Origin of the sequence: [Roseibacterium] beibuensis (assembly GCF_039542305.1) — a bacterium.
Taxonomy (GTDB): Bacteria; Pseudomonadota; Alphaproteobacteria; order Rhodobacterales; family Rhodobacteraceae; genus Roseibacterium; species Roseibacterium beibuensis.
In genome coordinates this window covers 308062-325221 of record NZ_BAABHW010000004.1, presented here as the reverse complement: position 1 = coordinate 325221, position 17160 = coordinate 308062, and the positions used below count along the sequence as shown (strand labels likewise).

The 17160-nt window shown below is 63.9% G+C and carries 14 protein-coding genes; 8 read left to right on the top strand and 6 right to left on the bottom strand.

Annotated elements, in window-relative coordinates; translation table 11 throughout:
- Positions 1-4: 4 nt before the first annotated feature.
- The 5 genes from argE to ABD923_RS14710 form a co-directional block, all read right to left on the bottom strand.
- Positions 5-1171 (bottom strand): acetylornithine deacetylase, encoded by a 1167-nt coding sequence (gene argE / locus ABD923_RS14730; protein WP_259549258.1) that lies wholly within the window; start codon positions 1169-1171, stop codon positions 5-7.
- 41 nt (positions 1172-1212) lie between these two features.
- Positions 1213-2538, bottom strand: a complete 1326-nt coding sequence (locus ABD923_RS14725) for an aspartate aminotransferase family protein (protein ID WP_259549265.1) — start codon at positions 2536-2538, stop codon at positions 1213-1215.
- Between the two features lie 4 nt (positions 2539-2542).
- A complete protein-coding gene (locus ABD923_RS14720) occupies positions 2543-2974 on the bottom strand; it encodes a universal stress protein (protein ID WP_222191444.1) in 432 nt (143 codons plus the stop codon).
- A 13-nt stretch (positions 2975-2987) separates the two neighbouring features.
- Positions 2988-5633 (bottom strand): TRAP transporter permease, encoded by a 2646-nt coding sequence (locus tag ABD923_RS14715; protein ID WP_259549277.1) that lies wholly within the window; start codon positions 5631-5633, stop codon positions 2988-2990.
- A gap of 109 nt (positions 5634-5742) precedes the next feature.
- Positions 5743-6711, bottom strand: coding sequence for a TAXI family TRAP transporter solute-binding subunit (locus ABD923_RS14710; protein WP_222191446.1), 969 nt, complete (start codon positions 6709-6711; stop codon positions 5743-5745).
- A 174-nt stretch (positions 6712-6885) separates the two neighbouring features.
- Here ABD923_RS14710 and ABD923_RS14705 point away from each other — a divergent pair, with 174 nt between their 5' ends.
- From ABD923_RS14705 to ABD923_RS14685, 5 genes are all read left to right on the top strand, one after another.
- Positions 6886-7731, top strand: a complete 846-nt coding sequence (locus ABD923_RS14705) for a MurR/RpiR family transcriptional regulator (RefSeq protein WP_345229519.1) — start codon at positions 6886-6888, stop codon at positions 7729-7731.
- A gap of 150 nt (positions 7732-7881) precedes the next feature.
- Complete coding sequence (locus tag ABD923_RS14700; RefSeq protein ID WP_259549281.1) at positions 7882-8877, top strand: Gfo/Idh/MocA family protein; 996 nt, start codon at positions 7882-7884, stop codon at positions 8875-8877.
- A 3-nt stretch (positions 8878-8880) separates the two neighbouring features.
- Positions 8881-10452 carry an acyl CoA:acetate/3-ketoacid CoA transferase gene (locus ABD923_RS14695; RefSeq protein ID WP_259549283.1) on the top strand — a complete coding sequence of 524 codons (1572 nt, stop codon included), beginning with the start codon at positions 8881-8883 and terminating at the stop codon, positions 10450-10452.
- Positions 10449-11216: an enoyl-CoA hydratase/isomerase family protein gene (locus ABD923_RS14690; RefSeq protein WP_259549289.1), complete on the top strand. Its 768-nt coding sequence runs from the start codon at positions 10449-10451 to the stop codon at positions 11214-11216. Before ABD923_RS14695 ends, ABD923_RS14690 begins: the two co-directional genes overlap by 4 nt.
- Positions 11217-11219: 3 nt before the next feature.
- Complete coding sequence (locus tag ABD923_RS14685) at positions 11220-12743, top strand: aldehyde dehydrogenase family protein (RefSeq protein ID WP_259549310.1); 1524 nt, start codon at positions 11220-11222, stop codon at positions 12741-12743.
- Positions 12744-12745: 2 nt separating this feature from the next.
- Here ABD923_RS14685 and ABD923_RS14680 read toward each other — a convergent pair whose 3' ends face one another.
- Positions 12746-13795, bottom strand: coding sequence for a LacI family transcriptional regulator (locus ABD923_RS14680; protein WP_259549311.1), 1050 nt, complete (start codon positions 13793-13795; stop codon positions 12746-12748).
- Positions 13796-14039: 244 nt separating this feature from the next.
- Between ABD923_RS14680 and ABD923_RS14675 the strand changes: the two genes are divergently transcribed.
- The 3 genes from ABD923_RS14675 (at position 14040) to ABD923_RS14665 (ending at position 17155) form a co-directional block, all read left to right on the top strand.
- A complete protein-coding gene (locus tag ABD923_RS14675; protein WP_222191704.1) occupies positions 14040-15284 on the top strand; it encodes an ABC transporter substrate-binding protein in 1245 nt (414 codons plus the stop codon).
- Between the two features lie 93 nt (positions 15285-15377).
- Entirely contained in the window at positions 15378-16274 is an 897-nt protein-coding gene (locus ABD923_RS14670; RefSeq protein WP_222191453.1) for a carbohydrate ABC transporter permease, read from the top strand.
- On the top strand, positions 16274-17155 hold the full coding sequence (locus ABD923_RS14665) for a carbohydrate ABC transporter permease (RefSeq protein ID WP_259549314.1): 882 nt from the start codon (positions 16274-16276) through the stop codon (positions 17153-17155). Before ABD923_RS14670 ends, ABD923_RS14665 begins: the two co-directional genes overlap by 1 nt.
- Positions 17156-17160: the final 5 nt, after the last annotated feature.

The window sequence follows — 17160 nt, the reverse complement described above, 5'->3', positions numbered from 1 at the left end:
ACGTTCAGGCTGACCGTGTCGCGCGCGGCACCAGGCGGTCCAACAGGTCAAGGCAGGCCTGCAACTGGCTGAGGGAGATGAACTCATCCGCCTTGTGGGCCTGCTCGATCGAGCCGGGGCCGCAGACGACGGTTTCCATGCCGAGCGATTGGAAAAGGCCCGCCTCGGTTCCGAAGGGCACCGTTTCGGCGCGGTTGGCGCCGGTCAGCTCCAGCAGGATATCCCGGGTCCGGTTGCCTTCGTCCGGTTCCAGACCGGCCACCTCGCCAATGACCGTTGTTTCGATCGTCGCGCCCGGATGGATGGCGCGCATGGCGGGCAGAAGCTCGGTTTGCACAAAGCCGGTCAGCGTGGCCTTCACGTAGGCTTCGTCCTCGGCCTGGACGGGGCGCATTTCCCAGTCCAGTTCGGCATGGTTCGCGATGATGTTGTGGACGGTGCCGCCGCTCAGCCTGCCGAGGTTAATGGTCGTCCACGGCGGATCGAACGGGCAGGAGGTCGGCGCGCGCGTCTTGAGCGCTTCGCGCAGTTCAAGGAGTTTCGCCGCGTATCGCGTCGCGAACTCGATGGCGTTCACGCCCAGGTCGGGCGCCGAGCCGTGCCCTTCGAGGCCGGAAAACACGGTGGTGTATTCGCAGCAGCCCTTGTGCCCTTCGATCACGCGCATCTCGGTCGGTTCGCCAATGACCGCAAGCCTGGGAAGAAGGTCGCGCCCCTTCAGGTGGTCCACCAATTGGCGGGCGCCGAGGCAGCCCACTTCTTCGTCATAGGTGAAGGCGAAATAGAGCGGGGTTTCCAGATCATCCGGGTCGACGCTGCCGGCATGGGCGAGGCAGGCGGCAACGAAGCCTTTCATGTCGCAAGTGCCCCGCCCGTAGAGCAGGCCGTCCTCTTCACGCAAAGTGAAGGGGTCGCTGGACCAGGCCTGGTCGGTCACCGGAACCACGTCCGTATGACCCGAGAGCAGCAGGCCGCCCGCAACCTCGGAGCCCAGGCGCGCGAACAGGCTGGCCTTGTGGCCGGTGCGATCTGTCACCAGCTCCACATGCGCGCCGAGCGCCGAGAGGCGGTCTGCGAGATACACCGTGATCTCGACATTCGGATCGGCCGACACGGTCGGAAAGGCGATCAGGTCACGCAGGATCGCGCGTGTTTCGTCGAGGCGACTCATCGGTATGTCCCTGCGTGTCTCTGGCAGATGGGTTTCGTCGACTACGCGGCCAGCGCCCGATCGAGGGCATTGGACAGTTTGTCGACCAGTTCTCCGATCTGATCCTCGCTGATGATGAAGGGCGGCGCGAGCAGGACGTGATCCCCGACGCGTCCATCCACCGTTCCGCCCGCCGGGTAACAGATCAGGCCTTCGTCCATGGCGGCCTTCTTGACCTTTGCGTTCAGTTTGCGGCTTGGATCGAAACTCTGTTTCGTATCGCGATCCTCGACCAGTTCGATGCCACGGAACAGGCCGCGCCCGCGGATATCGCCAACATGGGGGTGTTGGCCGAACCGCTGCCGCAAGGCCGCTTCGAGGGCGTCACCGCGGTCGCGCACCTGCGGCAACAGCCCGTCGTCGAGGATGCGGCTGACCACGGCGTTCCCGGCGGCGGCGGCCAGCGGGTGGCCATGATAGGTGTGGCCATGCTGGAAGCTGCCGGACCCTTGGGCGATTGCGTTGAAGATCCGCGCCGAGGACAGCATCGCGCCGATCGGGGCATAGCCGGCGCCAAGGCCTTTGGCGATGGTCACGATATCGGGCGCGACGCCGTCCTGCTCGCAAGCGAAGAAGGTGCCTGTCCGCCCCATGCCGCACATGACCTCGTCGAGGATCAGAAGCACACCGTGCCGGTCGCAGATCTCGCGGATATGTTTGAAATAATCCCCCGCCGAAGGCACGGCGCCAGCGGTCGCGCCGACGACCGGTTCGGCGATGAAGGCCAGCACCGTTTCGGGGCCGAGGCGCTGGATCTCATCCTCGAGGGCCTGTGCCGCGCGCTGGCCGTAATCCTCAAGGCTCTCCCCGTCGTGGCGGTGGTGATACTCGAAGCACGGATCGATGTGATACGTCTCCATCAGGAGCGGGGCGTATTTCTCGCGCCGCCAGGCGTTGCCGCCTGCGGCAAGCGCCCCCAGCGTGTTGCCGTGATAGCTTTGCCGCCTTGCGATGATGCGATGGCGGCCTGGTTGGCCAATCTCCAATGCATATTGGCGCGCCAGCTTGATCGCGGCTTCGACCGCTTCGGACCCGCCGGACAGCAGGTAGACACGGTCGATCCCGTCGGGGGCATGGGCGATCAGTTTGTCGGCCAGGGCCTCGGCCGGTTCGGACGTGAAGAACCCGGTATGGGCAAAGGCGATCTGGTCAAGCTGTGCATGGATCGCCGCGCGCACGGTCTCATCGGAATGGCCAAGGCAGGACACGGCGGCCCCGCCCGATCCATCCAGATAGGCGCGGCCCGCTTCGTCATAGATGTAGCAGCCTTCGCCCCGTGTCGCGGTCGGCAATGCGCCGGAGCCGCGCCCGAACACATGGTTGGCCATCGCGTCAGCCCTCCCGTACCACGAAAACAGATTGCCTGGCATGGCGCACGATGCGCGCCGCATTCGGGCCGATCAGGTAGTCACTCAGTTCAGGCCGATGGGAGGCCAGCACGATGGCATCCACGTCGAGCCGGTTCGCCGCCGAGATGACCTCGTCATAAACGCGGCCCAGAAGGACATGGGGGTGCACCTCGACATCCGCCGGGACATGCTGGGCCACCCAAGCCTTAAGTTCCTCGCCCACATGGGTGAGCGCCTTGTCCTCGTAGCCTTTCTCGAAAAACGTGCCGACAACCGACATCCCGAAATCGGGAACCACCGTCACGACATGCAGAACGCCGTCTTCCGGGCCGGCCAGGCGGAGCGCGGTCGGCAGGGCCTTGGCCCATGAATGTTCCGCGGACAGGTCCACGGGCAACAGGATTTTCTTATACATGCGCGCCCCTCCTTCAGAAGGCCGGTTTGGTCTGGCGCCGCCGCTGCAACAGGATCACCAGACCCAGCAGCAGCAACGCAGGAATGTAGAAGATCTGCGCCGGCATCCGGTCACGCGGCACAAGGACCGAGGCCAGTGTCACCGGGTCGTCGGCGTAGAAATCGAAATCGGCCAGCGCCTCGGCGGCGTCGGTTCCGAACATCGGCTCATCGAGGCGCATCACCTCGCCATCGGGAAAGAGCAGAAGGCCGGTGGCGTCCAGCCGCTCGGCCGCACTTCCGGCTGCGATGTCGATGGGCAGGGTGAGCGAGGTGGTTTCCCCGGTGTCGAAATCGGGGCCTTCAACCTCGACCCGCAGGCGGCTGCCCTCCGTCGCATCGGCGAGGGCTTCTTCGAACTGGATGGGGGGCACGTCCCGGAAGGGCGGCTGCACCATGTTCAACCACACATTCGGCACGAACAGGGTAAAGGCCACCAGCAAAAGCGCCGCGCTCTCGTAGATGCGCGACCGGGCCAGGAAATAGCCTTGGGTCGCTGCCGCGAAGAGCAGCATGGCGAAGGTCGCGATCACGAAGACCGAAACGGCCTGAAGGATGCCCGCCGTCGTGCCCAGGTCCACGCCGTAAAGGATCAGCGTCGGGTTGAAGATGAACAGGAACGGCAGCGCGACGGTCCGCAGGCTGTAGAAGAAGGCGGTAAAGCCCGTCCGGATCGGATCGCCCCCCGACACGGCGGCGGCCGCGAAACTCGCCAGCCCGACGGGTGGCGTCACGTCGGCCATGATGCCGAAATAGAAGACGAAGAGGTGCGCCGCGATAAGCGGGACGATCAGTCCTTCTTGCGCACCGAGCGAAACCACGACCGAGGCCATCAGGGACGACACCACGATATAGTTCGCCGTGGTCGGCAGCCCCATCCCGAGGATCAGCGAGAACAGGCCGACGAGCATCAGCATCACGATCAGCACGCCGCCGGAAAGCTGCTCCACCAGCCCGGCCAGTTCCGTGCCGATGGGTGTTTTCGTGACCGTCGCAACGATGATACCGGCGGCAGCCGTGGCCACGCCAATGCCGATCATGTTGCGTGCACCCGCGATCAGCCCGTCCAGCAGGTCGGCAAGGCCGCCCTTGAACTCGGACACCATCTGCCCGCCTTGCCCGCGGAAAATGGCCTTGAGCGGGCGCTGGGTGACGATGATCAGCAGCATGAGGGCGGTTGCGTAAAAGGCCGACTTCGCCGGGCTCTGGCGTTCGACCATCAGGAACCAGACCAGCACCACGATGGGCAGGATGTAGTGCAGGCCCGTGGCATAGACCTCTTTCACGGTCGGCAGCTTGATCTCGGGATCGTTCGGATCGTCGACTTCGAGGTCTGGACGGCGGGCTGCAACAGCGACGAGGAGGGCATAGACGCCAAGCAGAACCGCCATCATCACCGGGCCGGCCAGCGCCGGGGCGACGGCGCGCAAGGCTCCGACGCCGTAGATCAGCGCGGTAAAGGCGGCGCCAGCGACGGCGAAACCGATGAAAAACTTGACCAGCATGCCGATGAAGCTCTTGGCCTCACCCAAGGCAGGCATGTCCTTTTTCAGGGCTTCGAGGTGCACGATGTAGACCAGCGCGATGTAGGAAATCACCGCCGGGATGAAGGCGTGCTTGATGACCTCGACGTAGGAAATGCCGATGAATTCGACCATCAGGAAGGCCGCGGCGCCCATGACGGGCGGCATGATCTGGCCGTTCACGGAGCTTGCCACCTCGACCGAGCCCGCCTGTTCATTGGTGAAACCCACACGTTTCATCAGCGGGATCGTGAAGGTGCCGGTCGTAACCACGTTGGCGATGGAGGAGCCCGAGATCAGGCCCGTCATGGCCGAGCCGACAACCGCCGCCTTGGCCGGGCCGCCGCGCAGGTGGCCGAGGCCCGCGAAGGCGAGCTTGATGAAGTAATTGCCCGCGCCTGCTTTGTCGAGAAGTGAGCCAAAAAGAACGAAAAGGAAGACAAACGCTGTTGAGACGCCCAACGGAATGCCGAAGACGCCCGCGGTATCCAGCCATTGAGCGTTCATCAGCGCGGTAAAGCTGAGACCTTCATGCTCGATCAGTTCGGGGATCAGCCAGCCGGTGCCCATGTAGGCATAAAGCAGGAAGATCGAGCCGACGATCGTCAGGGCCGGGCCAAGCGCGCGGCGGCTGGCCTCCAACAGCACCAGAAGGCCGATCGCGCCAATGATGACCTGCGTCTGCGTCGGCAGGCCGGAGCGCGCGGTCAGGGCCAGCGTGTCGGAGAAAAGAAAAACGTAGAAGGCCGAACCACCGCCAACGATCGCAAGAACCCAGTCGGCAATCGGGATGCGGTGGCGGGGGGAGGATTTGAACGCCGGATAGGCGAGGAACGCCAGAACGATCGCGAAGGTCAGGTGGATCGGCCGCGTCTGCGACGAGTTGAGCGCGGGGATATACTCGGCGAACCAAAGCTGCGGCTGCGCGATCCAGAGCTGGAACAGCGACCAGGCCAGCGCCAAACCGGCGATCAGCAACGCAACACCGCGATTATCCGGGTCGCGCGCGCCGCTATCGCTGGAGGCGACGAGATCCTGAAGTTCTTCGTCGCTGAACTGGCGGCCACCGGCCTGTTGCTGTTCGTTGCCGTTCGTCATGCGCGTTCCCCCGGTTTCCGGCCAGGATGCCGGTCGATCGTTCCGAAACAAAAAGCCCGGAGCCGCGTGTGCGGCTCCGGGCAATACCCTCAGGCGAGGCTGCCGCAGATCATTCGATCAGGCCGGCTTCGCGATAGTAACGCTCGGCACCCGGGTGCAGCGGGGCCGACAGGCCGTCATTGGCCATTTCCGCCGGATCGAGGTTGGCGAAGGCCGGGTGCAGGCCCCGGAACTGGTCGATGTCCTCGAAGATCGCGCGAACGACCTGGTAGACGACCTCTTCGGGCACGTCCGCCGAGGTGACGAAAGTTGCGCCGACGCCGAAGGTCGTCGTGTCTTCGTCATTGCCGCGATACATGCCGCCGGGGATCGTGGCGGTGCGGTAGAACGGGTTGGCTTCGACCAGCGCGTCGACCGCTTCGCCGGTGACGTTCACCAGAACGCTGTCACAGGCGGTGGTGGCTTCCTGGATCGAGCCGGAGGGGTGGCCGACGGTGTAGATCATCGCGTCGATGTTGTTGTCGCACAGCGCCTGGCTCTGCTCGGCGGCTTGCAGTTCGGACGCGACCGAGAAGTCATCCATCGTCCAGCCCAATTCGGCCATCAGCACTTCCATCGTGCCGCGCTGACCCGAGCCGGGGTTGCCGACGTTCACACGCATGCCCTGCAGGTCTTCGAAGTTCTCGATGCCGGCATCGGCGCGGGCGACAACCGTGAAGGGCTCCGGGTGCACCGAGAAGACGGCGCGAAGCTCTTCGAACGGACCCTGCTCTTCGAAGCGCGAGGTGCCGTTGAACGCGTGGTACTGCCAGTCGGACTGGGCCACGCCGAATTCCAGTTCACCGCCGCGAATGGCGTTGATGTTGAACACCGAGCCTGCGGTCGATTCGACGCCGCAGCGGATGCCGTGCTCGGACCGGCCACGGTTCACGAGGCGGCAGATCGCGCCGCCGGTGGGGTAGTAAACCCCGGTCACGCCACCGGTGCCGATGGTGATGAAGGTTTCCTGGGCCGTAGCGCCACCGGCCGCAACCGCGCCGGCGATGGCCACAAGGCCACCGAGAACGTGCTTTTTCATGAGTACTCTCCCTGTCGATTGCGCGGCCCATCGGGCCACGAGACCTGCGAACAGTGAAACAAATGGTTGCCTGAGGTCAAGATCTGCAATCAACTGTTTCATCAGCGAGGCAAGTCGCAGAAACGGGAGGGATAGAGCTTGACTAGTCAAGCCGTCACGGAGAGCCACACATCGATGGACACGTTGCGCCGCGCGCTGGCGGAGATCGCAAGGGGCGCGTCACCCCGCGTGGCCGAGTTGGCAAAATGGGCGCAGAAGCACCCGGAAGAAATGGCCTTTCATTCCGTGCGCGGCCTGGCCGAATTCGCTGATGTGAACCCGAACACGGTGTTCCGGCTTGCACGGGCCTTGGGCTTTGATGGGTACGAAGCCTGCCGCCTGGCGTTTCAACAGGCTTTGCGCGGTGGAGAGGACAGCTATGCCGACCGCGCCGCCCGCCTGCGGGACACCGAGAAGGGTGCGCTGTTCGATGCCTTGGCCGGGGCGGCGCAATCGAATCTCGGTGCGCTGTTCGATCCCGAGACGGTTGAGCGCGTGGACCAGGCAGCGAGCCTGTTGCTGTCGGCGCGGCAGATCCATTGCGTCGGGGTGCGCAGCTGCTATTCGATTGCGCATTACCTGTCCTATACGGGCCGAATGGCCTTTGCCAATTTTGCCGCGACCCCGGCCGAGCCTGGCGCGATCGCCGACACTTTGACCGCGACCGGGCCGAACGATGTGGTGGTGCCGATTTCCTACTCGTTCTATTCCGCCGAGGCCGTTCGCGCCCATGAGATCGCGAAGTCGCGCGGCGCACGCATCCTTGCCATTACGGATCTTTATTCGTCGCCCTTGGCCGACGGCGCCGAGATCGTCCTGACCCCCAAGATGGATGGCCCCCAGGCCTTGCCCAGCTTGCTTGCCTATTTCGCATTGGCCGAGGCGCTGATCGCCCGCATGGTCTCCACCTCGAAAGAGGCGCGTGGCCGTATCGCGGATTTCGAGGCGCGGCTGACGAAATGCGGGGCGTATGTGGCCTGACGTGCAGGGAGGCGGCTGAACACGTCTGTGCCATGGCCAGCCGAAGGTGGATGCCGGCAGATCAACACGCAGCTTGACAATATTTTTGGAACGATCCAGAAAACGGTTCAATTGGAACGATCCAATTTGCAACCCGGAACGGAGGACGCCATGCGCTGGGGTTTGATCGGTGCCAGTACAATCGCATCTGAACACATGATCGGTGCAATTCGCGCCGCTGGCGGCGAGGTGGCCTCTGTCCTGAGTTCCAGCACCGACCGCGCCGAAAGCTACGCCGCCGAGCATGATATTCCCGTGGGGGTAAGCGACCTGGACGCGCTGCTCGATGGCGATATCGACGCGGTCTACATCTCGACCACCAATGAAAAGCATTTCGCGCAGGCCATGGCCGCGATTGCGGCGGGCAAGCACGTGCTGTGTGAAAAGCCGCTGGCGATGACGGTGGCCGATGCGGCGGCGATGGTGCGCGCTGCCGCGGATGCGGGCCTGACCTTTGGCACCAACCACCATCTGCGCAACGCCGGCAGCCATCTGGCGATGCGGGACCTCGTGCAATCGGGCCGCATCGGCGATGTTCTGTCGGTTCGGGTGTTCCACGCCGTCTACCTGCCGCTGCACCTGCAGGGCTGGCGCATCGACAATCCCGAGGCAGGGGGCGGCGTGATCCCCGATATCGCGGTCCATGACGCCGATACCGTCCGGTTCCATCTGGGCGAGGACCCGGCCGAGGTCGTGGCGATGCAAACCGCAAGCGGCCTCGGGCAGGGCGTGGAAGACAGCGTGATGTCCGTCTGGGCGATGCCGTCCGGTGTGCAGGTGCTGACGCATGAAAGTTTCACCCACCGCTTCACCAGTTCGGGCTTCGAGGTGCATGGCACCAAGGGCTCGATCGTTGCGAAGAACGTCATGACGCAGCGACCCGTTGGAGAAATCACCCTGCGGACCGAGGCGGGCGAAGAGGATATTCCCTTCGAGACGCACAACCTTTATGCGCGATCCCTTGGCCTTTTCCATGACGCGGCCAACGGCAAGGGGCGGCCCTCTGCCGATGGGGTCGATGGTGTGAAATCCCTGGCCGTAGCCGCCGCCGTGGCCAAAGCGGCCAAGAGCGGGCAGCGGACGTCCGTCGATTACGCGGGGGTCTGAGGCATGGGCAAGCTGGTCAGCCTGTCAGATGCAGCCGCGCGCATTCCGGACGACGCGGTTGTCACCGTGTCCTCATCCTCGGCGCTGGGCTGTCCCGACGCGATGCTCAAGGCCATCGGCGACCGGTTCGATGCCGAGGGGCATCCGCGCAACCTGACCACGCTGCACCCGATTGCCGCGGGCGACATGTACGGGGTCAAGGGTGTCGATCACATTGCCAAGGATGGTCTTCTGTCCACGATCATCGGGGGCAGCTACCCGTCCGGGCCGTCTTCGCTGCCGATGCCCGAGATCTGGAAGATGGTCACCGAAGATCGCGTTGCGGCCTACAACGTGCCGTCGGGCATCATGTTCGACATGCATCGCGACGTGGCCGCGCGCCGCCCCGGCGTGTTGACCAAGGTCGGGCTGGAAACCTTTGTCGATCCGATCCGCGAAGGCTGCGCCATGAATGACACCGCGGCCGCACGCCCCATCGTGGCGCGCGTCGAGTTCGGCGGCGAGACTTGGCTGCACTTTCCCAACATCGTGCCGGATGTGGCGATCATCCGGGCTACGACGGCGGATGAAACGGGCAACCTGACCTATGAACACGAAGGGGCATATCTCGGCGCGCTCGATCAGGCGATTGCCACACGCAACCACGGCGGCCTGGTCATCGCGCAGGTCAAACGCGTGACCGCGGCGGGCAGCCTGCGGCCACATGACGTGCATGTGCCGGGTCATCTTGTCGATCTGATCGTGGTTGCGCCCGACCAGAAACAAACGACCGAGACGGAGTACGACCCCGCGATCTCGGGCGAGATCATGCGGCCCTGGGCAAGTTTCAGCCTCGCCGAACATGGCGTCGAGAAGGTCATCGCGCGGCGTGCCGCGATGGAGTTGCGGCGGGGAATGACCGCCAATCTTGGCTTCGGCATCTCGGCCATGGTGCCGCGCATCCTTTTGGAGGAGGGCCATGAACAGGCAGTGACATGGGCCATCGAGCAGGGCGCCGTCGGGGGTATGCCGCTCACCGGTTTCGCGTTCGGATGCGCGTCGAACGCGGATGCTTTCGTACCCAGCCCCAACCAATTCAGCTATTTCCAGGGGGGCGGCTTTGACATGTCCTTCCTGTCCTTCCTCGAGGTGGACGTGGAGGGGAACGTCAATGTCTCGAAGCTCGGGAAAAAGCCCTACCTGACGGCGGGCTGCGGTGGATTCGTCGATATCACGGCCCACGCCAGGAAGATCGTCTTCTCGGGCTATTTCGAAGCGGGCGCGCAACTTGAATTGTCCGACGACGGGCTGCGTGTCGCAAAGCCCGGCAAGTTCACCAAGATGGTCGAGGCGGTGGAGCACGTGACCTTCGCGGGCCAGCGCGCGCTGCGGACGGGGCAGGACGTGCTTTATGTCACCGAACGTTGCGTGATACGTCTGAGCGAAACCGGCCTTGTCGCGACCGAGATCATGCCGGGCATCGACCCCGGACGCGATATCGTCACGGCCAGCGAGGGCCGTGTCGTGGTGGCCGAAGATGCCACGACCATGCCGCTGTCCTTGTTGCGCGATGCGCCGATGGGGTTGTCGCTATGAGTGCCGTCCATCTTCAGGTTGACGGTCCGATCGCGCGGATCGTGATCGACAACCCCGCCAAGCTGAACGCCTTCACGGTCGAGATGCTGAACCAGCTCGAGGCGCATTGCGCCACGCTGGAACGGGATCTGTCGGTGCGCGGCGTCCTCCTGTGTTCCGCGGGTGAGCGCGCGTTCTGCGCCGGGGCGGACATCAAGGCCTGGGCCGCGTTGTCGCCGACCGATTTCGCCCGCCATTGGGTGCGCGAGGGGCATCGGGTGTTCGACCGGCTGGCGCGCCTGTCGAAACCGACGATTGCCGTGATCCAGGCCCATGCGTTCGGTGGCGGGCTGGAACTGGCGACCGCTTGCGATATCCGCGTCATGGCACCCGGTGCGACATTGGCCCTGCCCGAAGCGCAGGTGGGTATCGTGCCCGGCTGGTCCGGCACGCAACGGCTGGCCCGTCTTTTGCCGGAACCCGTGCTGAAAGAGATGGCCCTGTTCGGCAGGCGGTTGTCGGCGGAGCGCGCCCTTGCGCTGGGCTTCTTGGCCGAGGTTTCGGATGACCCGATGGCTACGGCGCAGGCCATCGCAGACGGCCTGCTCAAGGCCTCGCCCCGCGCGCATGAGGTTGCGAAATACCAGATCCACGCCGGTGTCGGAGAAGACGCCGCCGCGATGATCGAGGCGTTGGGCGGCGGCATGATCGGCGCGACGGACGACAAGACCGAGGGCGCCGCTGCCTTTGCCGAGAAACGCAAACCAGATTTTTCCGGACGTTGAGACATGACCGACCTGACCCTGATCCCCGCCACGCAAGCGCAACTTCCTGCTGACCCGTTCAAGGGACGGCATCTGATCGATGGCGCGTGGACGGATAGCGCCGATGGCGCGACCTCCGAACGCTACTCGCCCGCGCATAAAGTGCTGGTCAGTGTCGCGGCCAAGGGCGGCACGGCGGAAACCGAAGCCGCGATCTCGGCGGCGCGCCGGGCCTTTGACAACGGAAACTGGTCGCGATCCTCCGGCCAGGACCGGGCGACGCTGCTTCTGAAAGTGGCGGACCTGATCGCGCGTGATATTGACCGGATCGCCCTGATCGAGACGCTGGAATCCGGCAAGCCGATCAGCCAGGCCAAGGCCGAGATCGAGATCGCTATCGACCTGTGGCGCTACGCGGCGTCGCTGGCCCGCACGATGAGCGGCGAAAGCCACAACTCGCTTGGACCAGACATGCTGGGCCTTGTCCTGAAAGAGCCGATCGGGGTTGCGGGCATCATCTGCCCCTGGAACTTCCCGTTTCTGATCGTCAGCCAGAAATTGCCCTTCGCCCTGGCGGCGGGGTGCACGGCGGTCGTGAAGCCTTCGGAACTGACGCCATCGAGCACGGTCATCCTCGGTGAATTGCTGGTGGAGGCTGGCCTGCCCACCGGTGTCGTCAACATCGTCCTTGGCTATGGCGATCCCGTGGGGGCGATGCTGTCGACGCATCGCGATGTGGACATGGTTTCCTTCACCGGGTCCACCGCCGTGGGCAAGCGCATCGTGGCCGCTGCCAGCGACACGCTGAAGAAGGTCTCGCTCGAACTGGGGGGCAAGAACCCGCAGGTCATCTTCCCCGATGCCGACCTCGACCAAGCCGCCGATGCCATCACGTTCGGCGTCTACTTCAACGCGGGCGAATGCTGCAATTCGGGCAGTCGCATCATCGTGCATGAAGATGTCGCCGAAGAGCTGGTCGAAAAGGTCGTCGCCCTGTCACGCAAGGTGCCGTTCGGCGATCCGCTTGACCCGCGGACGCAGGTTGGTGCGATCATTTCGACCGATCACCTCGACAAGATTGATGGCTACGTGCAGGAGGCGGCCAAATCCGGTGCTGGGATCGCACTGGGTGGCGGTGCCCTGCGCATCGACGGTCTGGATGGCCAATTCTACCAGCCCACCGTCGTCACCGGCGTCACGCCGGATATGCCGATTGCGTTGGACGAAGTCTTTGGTCCCGTTCTTTCGGTGCTGACCTTCAAGACCGCAGATGAAGCGATCGCGCTGGCCAATTCGGCCTCCTACGGATTGTCGGCCGGCGTCTGGAGCCGCGACGTCTCGACCTGCCTCGACTTTGCCCGTCGCGTCGAGGCCGGCACGGTCTGGTCGAACACCTGGATGGACGGCTATGCGGAACTGCCCTTCGGGGGCGTCAAGCAGTCCGGGCAGGGGCGCGAACTTGGGCGCTACGGTCTCGAGGAGTTTCTTGAAGCGAAAACCGTGCAGCTTCGGATCGGGGATACTCGGGCAAAATGGGTGGCCGAGTGACCCTACGCGCCGCCATTCCAGTCGGGCTGACCCGGCTTGAAGAGGATGTGAAGATCCTCGGGCGGCTCTCCGGCCATGCGGCGCAACAGCATTTCGGCCATGGCGCGACCTGTGGCCCTGAGGTCTTCGAAGACGGTTTCGATGCGCGGGCGGATGTTGTCGAAGATGGGCGAGGCGCGCTTGGCCACGACATCGGCGTCGATGCCCGGTGTCGCGCCAGTATCGGCGAGGGCTGCCATCGTGACCAGCGCGGTCACTTCGCCCACGCAAATGTAGCCATCGTGTGGGGTTGGGCCGCGCCGGTTTTCGCGCAGGGCCTCGGCAATTTCGGGCGTGGGGCTGTCGAGGGTGACCCCAGCGACGATTTCATGCTCGATCCCCGCGGCGCGTGCCGCCGACAGGAACCCGTAGCGCAAATGCTGGGTAAAGCTGAACCGATCCTCGGGCAGGATCAGGCTCAGCCGTCGCCGACCCTTTGCAACGAGGCGTTCGACGGCCTGCCGGGCAAAGGCTTCGTTGTCGAAATCGACCCAGGCATGGGGCGTGGTGAAATCCGTTCGGCCATGGCTGACGAAGGGAAAGCCGCTCTCCATCAGCAGGCGCGCGCGCGGGTCGAAGCATTCCGTTCGCGTGAACAGGATGCCGTCGGCCAGATTGTTGCGCATGATGTTGCGGACAAGGTCGAGACGGTCTTCGCCGATGTCGTCGGGCACGACGGTGACGGAATATCCCGTGCCGCGCAGGACCTCGGTGATTCCGCTGAGAAATTCGTGGGTGAAGCCAAGAAATTCGTGTTCGGTATTGAGCAACAGCGACACGACCTGCGTACGGCCCGTCCGCAGGCGGCGGGCGGCCCGGTCCGGCACATAGCCAAGGCGTTCAGCGGCCTCGGCAACCGTCTTGCGGGTTTTCAGCGCGATTCGCGGATCGTCGGACAGCGCGCGCGACACCGTTGCCACGGAAAACCCGGTCGCCTGCGCAACAGTCCGCAGGGTCGGTCGTTCGGTCGACGCCTCGATGGGCAGCGTTTGCGTCTCTGGCGGACGGGTCATGCGGGTGGCTCGCGCTCTGGGGTGGTTCGGTCGCCATAATGCAGGGGAATTCAAACGTTTCAATAGGCCATCTGCGCTGCGTCCGCATTGCCGCATCGCAGAAATTCATAATGATTATAGGGCAATGCCAACTATTCCGGGGAATCTGCCGAAACAATTTAAGGTTGACTTGCCCATAAATTATAACGTTTTAATCCGTCAGTCCTAAATCGGACCTTGGTCAACAGGGAGGAACACGATGACCATGCTCAAGCAACTTCAATTCACGGCGGCTGCCGTTGCGTTGTCCACCACAGCGGTGGCAGCGCAAGAGGTCGAGGTGCTGCACTGGTGGACCTCGGGCGGTGAAGCGGCGGCCCTCAACGTCCTGCGAGAAGACCTGTCCGGCCAGGGCGTCGAATGGATGGACATGCCGGTTGCCGGTGGCGGCGGCTCGGACGCCATGACCGTGCTGCGTGCCCGCGTCACCTCGGGCAACCCGCCGACCGCCGTGCAGATGCTCGGCTTCTCCATTCAGGACTGGGCCGCCGAGGGCGTGCTTGCCAATCTCGACGAACTGGCCGCCGAACAGAACTGGGGCGAGGTCGTGCCCGAGGCGCTGCAGCGCTTCTCGACCTATGACGGCAGCTGGGTTGCCGCGCCGGTCAACGTGCACTCCACCAATTGGGTCTGGGCCAACACCGCGCTGATGGAAGAGCTTGGCATCGAACAACCCACCACCTGGGAAGAGTTCGTCGCCGCAATGCAGACCGCGCAGGATGCCGGCTACACCGCGCTCGCCCATGGTGGTCAGGCCTGGCAGGACGCGACCATCTTCGACTCGATGGTAATGGGCGTCGGTGGCCCCGACTTCTACCAGGCCTCGATGGTCGATCTCGACCCCGAGGCGCTTGGCTCCGAAACGATGGTCGAAGCCTTCGAGCGCATGGCGACCTTGCGTGGCTTCGTCGATGACAACTTCTCGGGCCGTGACTGGAACCTCGCCACCGCGATGGTGGTCAATGGCGAAGCGCTTTTCCAGATCATGGGCGACTGGGCCAAGGGTGAATTCGTGAATGCGGGCCAGACCGCGGGCGACGAATTCCAGTGCTTCCGCGTGCCCGGCACCGAAGGCACCGTGACCTTCAACTCGGACCAGTTCGCCATGTTCGCGGTGGAAGATGCCGACGCGCAGGCGGCACAGCTTGCCATGGCCTCGGCCGTGATGAGTCCCGAGTTCCAGATCGCCTTCAACCTCGTGAAGGGCTCGGTCCCGGCGCGTACCGACATCCCGTCGGATCAGTTCGATGCCTGTGGCCAGATGGGCATGGCGCAACTGGCCGAAGCAGCGGCGAACGGTGCGCTCTTCGGGTCGATGGCGCATGGTCACGCCAACAACCCGTCCGTGCAGAACGCGATGTACGACGTCATCACCGCCCATTTCAACGGCGAGTATGACGCGGCCACCGCTGCCGAAGAACTGGTGACTGCCGTCGAGATCGCCCAGTAATCGTGGCGATCTCAGGGCCGGCCCCGAGTATGGGCCGGCCCGACACCGGGCCGTTTGCCCGACGCCATCCGACAGACAGGGGAGGGGGCCGCGATGGCCGCAGCCGACACACGCGCGGATTTCCGGACGCGTATGCAGAACTGGCTTCCGAAGATCGTGCTCGCGCCGTCCGTGACGCTGATGCTGATCTTCGTCTACGGGTTCATCTTCTACACGATTTACCTGAGCTTCACCGGCAGCCGCATGTTGCCGTCCTATGACTGGGTGGGTCTGCGCAATTACGAAAACCTGTTTCGCCTGTCCCATTGGGAAATCGCGATCACGAACCTTGGCATCTTCGCCTCGCTCTACATCATCATCTGCACGCTGATCGGCCTGTCGCTGGCGATTTTCCTCGACCAGAAGATCCGCGGCGAAGGGTTTCTGCGTCCGATCTACCTTTATCCGATGGCGCTCAGTTTCATCGTGACGGGTACGGCATGGAAATGGCTGCTCGACCCGGGCATCGGGATCGAGGCCACGATGCAGACCTGGGGGTTCACGGAATTTACCTTCAACTGGATCAAGGATCGCGACATGGCGATCTACACCATCGTCATCGCCGCCGTCTGGCAAACCAGCGGCTTCGTCATGGCGATGTTCCTTGCTGGCCTGCGCGGCATCGACAACGAGATCCTGAAAGCTGCGCAGATGGACGGCGCCTCGAACTGGAGCCTCTATCGCCGGATCATCATCCCGCAGCTGCGCCCGGCCTTCCTTTCGGCCTTCGTGATCCTCTCCCACCTCGCGATCAAGTCTTATGACCTTGTCATCGCGATGACCGATGGCGGGCCAGGGCGCGCGACCGAACTTCCGGCGACCTTCATGTATTCCTACACCTTCACGCGCAACCAGATGGGGATCGGTGCGTCTTCCGCCGTCATCATGCTGATGACGATCGCGGCGATCATGATCCCCTATCTCTACGCTGAACTGCGGGAGAAAAAGTGATGTCCGTCGCCACGCAAGACACTGCGATCCGCACCGGGCGCGTCACCCGCACCTTCATCTACGTTTTCCTGCTCGTCTTTGCGCTGTTCTACCTGCTGCCGTTTCTGGTGATGGTGCTGAACTCGCTGAAGCCGCTGGAGGAAATCACCGGTGGCAACATGATCGCGCTGCCCCAGGACTGGACGATCGCGCCTTGGCTGTCGGCATGGTCGACGGCGCAGATCGGGGTCGAGCCGACGGGCCTGCGCCCGTATTTCTGGAACTCGATCAAGATGGTCGTGCCGGCAGTCGCCATCTCGACGGTCCTCGGCGCGCTGAACGGCTATGTCCTGACCAAATGGCGCTTCCGCTTCGACACGATCCTGTTCGGCCTGATGCTGTTTGCCTGCTTCATCCCGTTCCAGATCGTCCTGATCCCCATGGCGCGTATCCTGGGCGAGCTTGGAATCGCGGGCACGACCACGGGGCTGATCCTCGTGCACGTGGTCTATGGCCTCGGGTTCTCGACCCTCTATTTCCGCAACTACTACGCCGCCTTCCCGACCGAGTTGGTGCGGGCGGCGCAGATCGACGGGGCGGGGTTCTTCCAGATCTTCTGGCGCATCCTTTTGCCCAGTTCCGGGCCGATCATCGTGGTCTGCGTGATCTGGCAGTTCACCAACATCTGGAACGACTTCCTTTTCGGGGCGTCGTTCGCCAGCGGCGGGGCGGCGCCGATGACGGTCGCGCTCAACAACCTCGTCAACTCGTCCACGGGCGTGGCGGAATACAACGTCCACTTTGCCGGCGCGATCATGGCCGCCGGTCCCACGCTCCTCGTTTACATCGTCGCCGGTCGCTACTTCGTGCGCGGCCTCATGGCTGGCTCGGTCAAGGGATAAGCAAC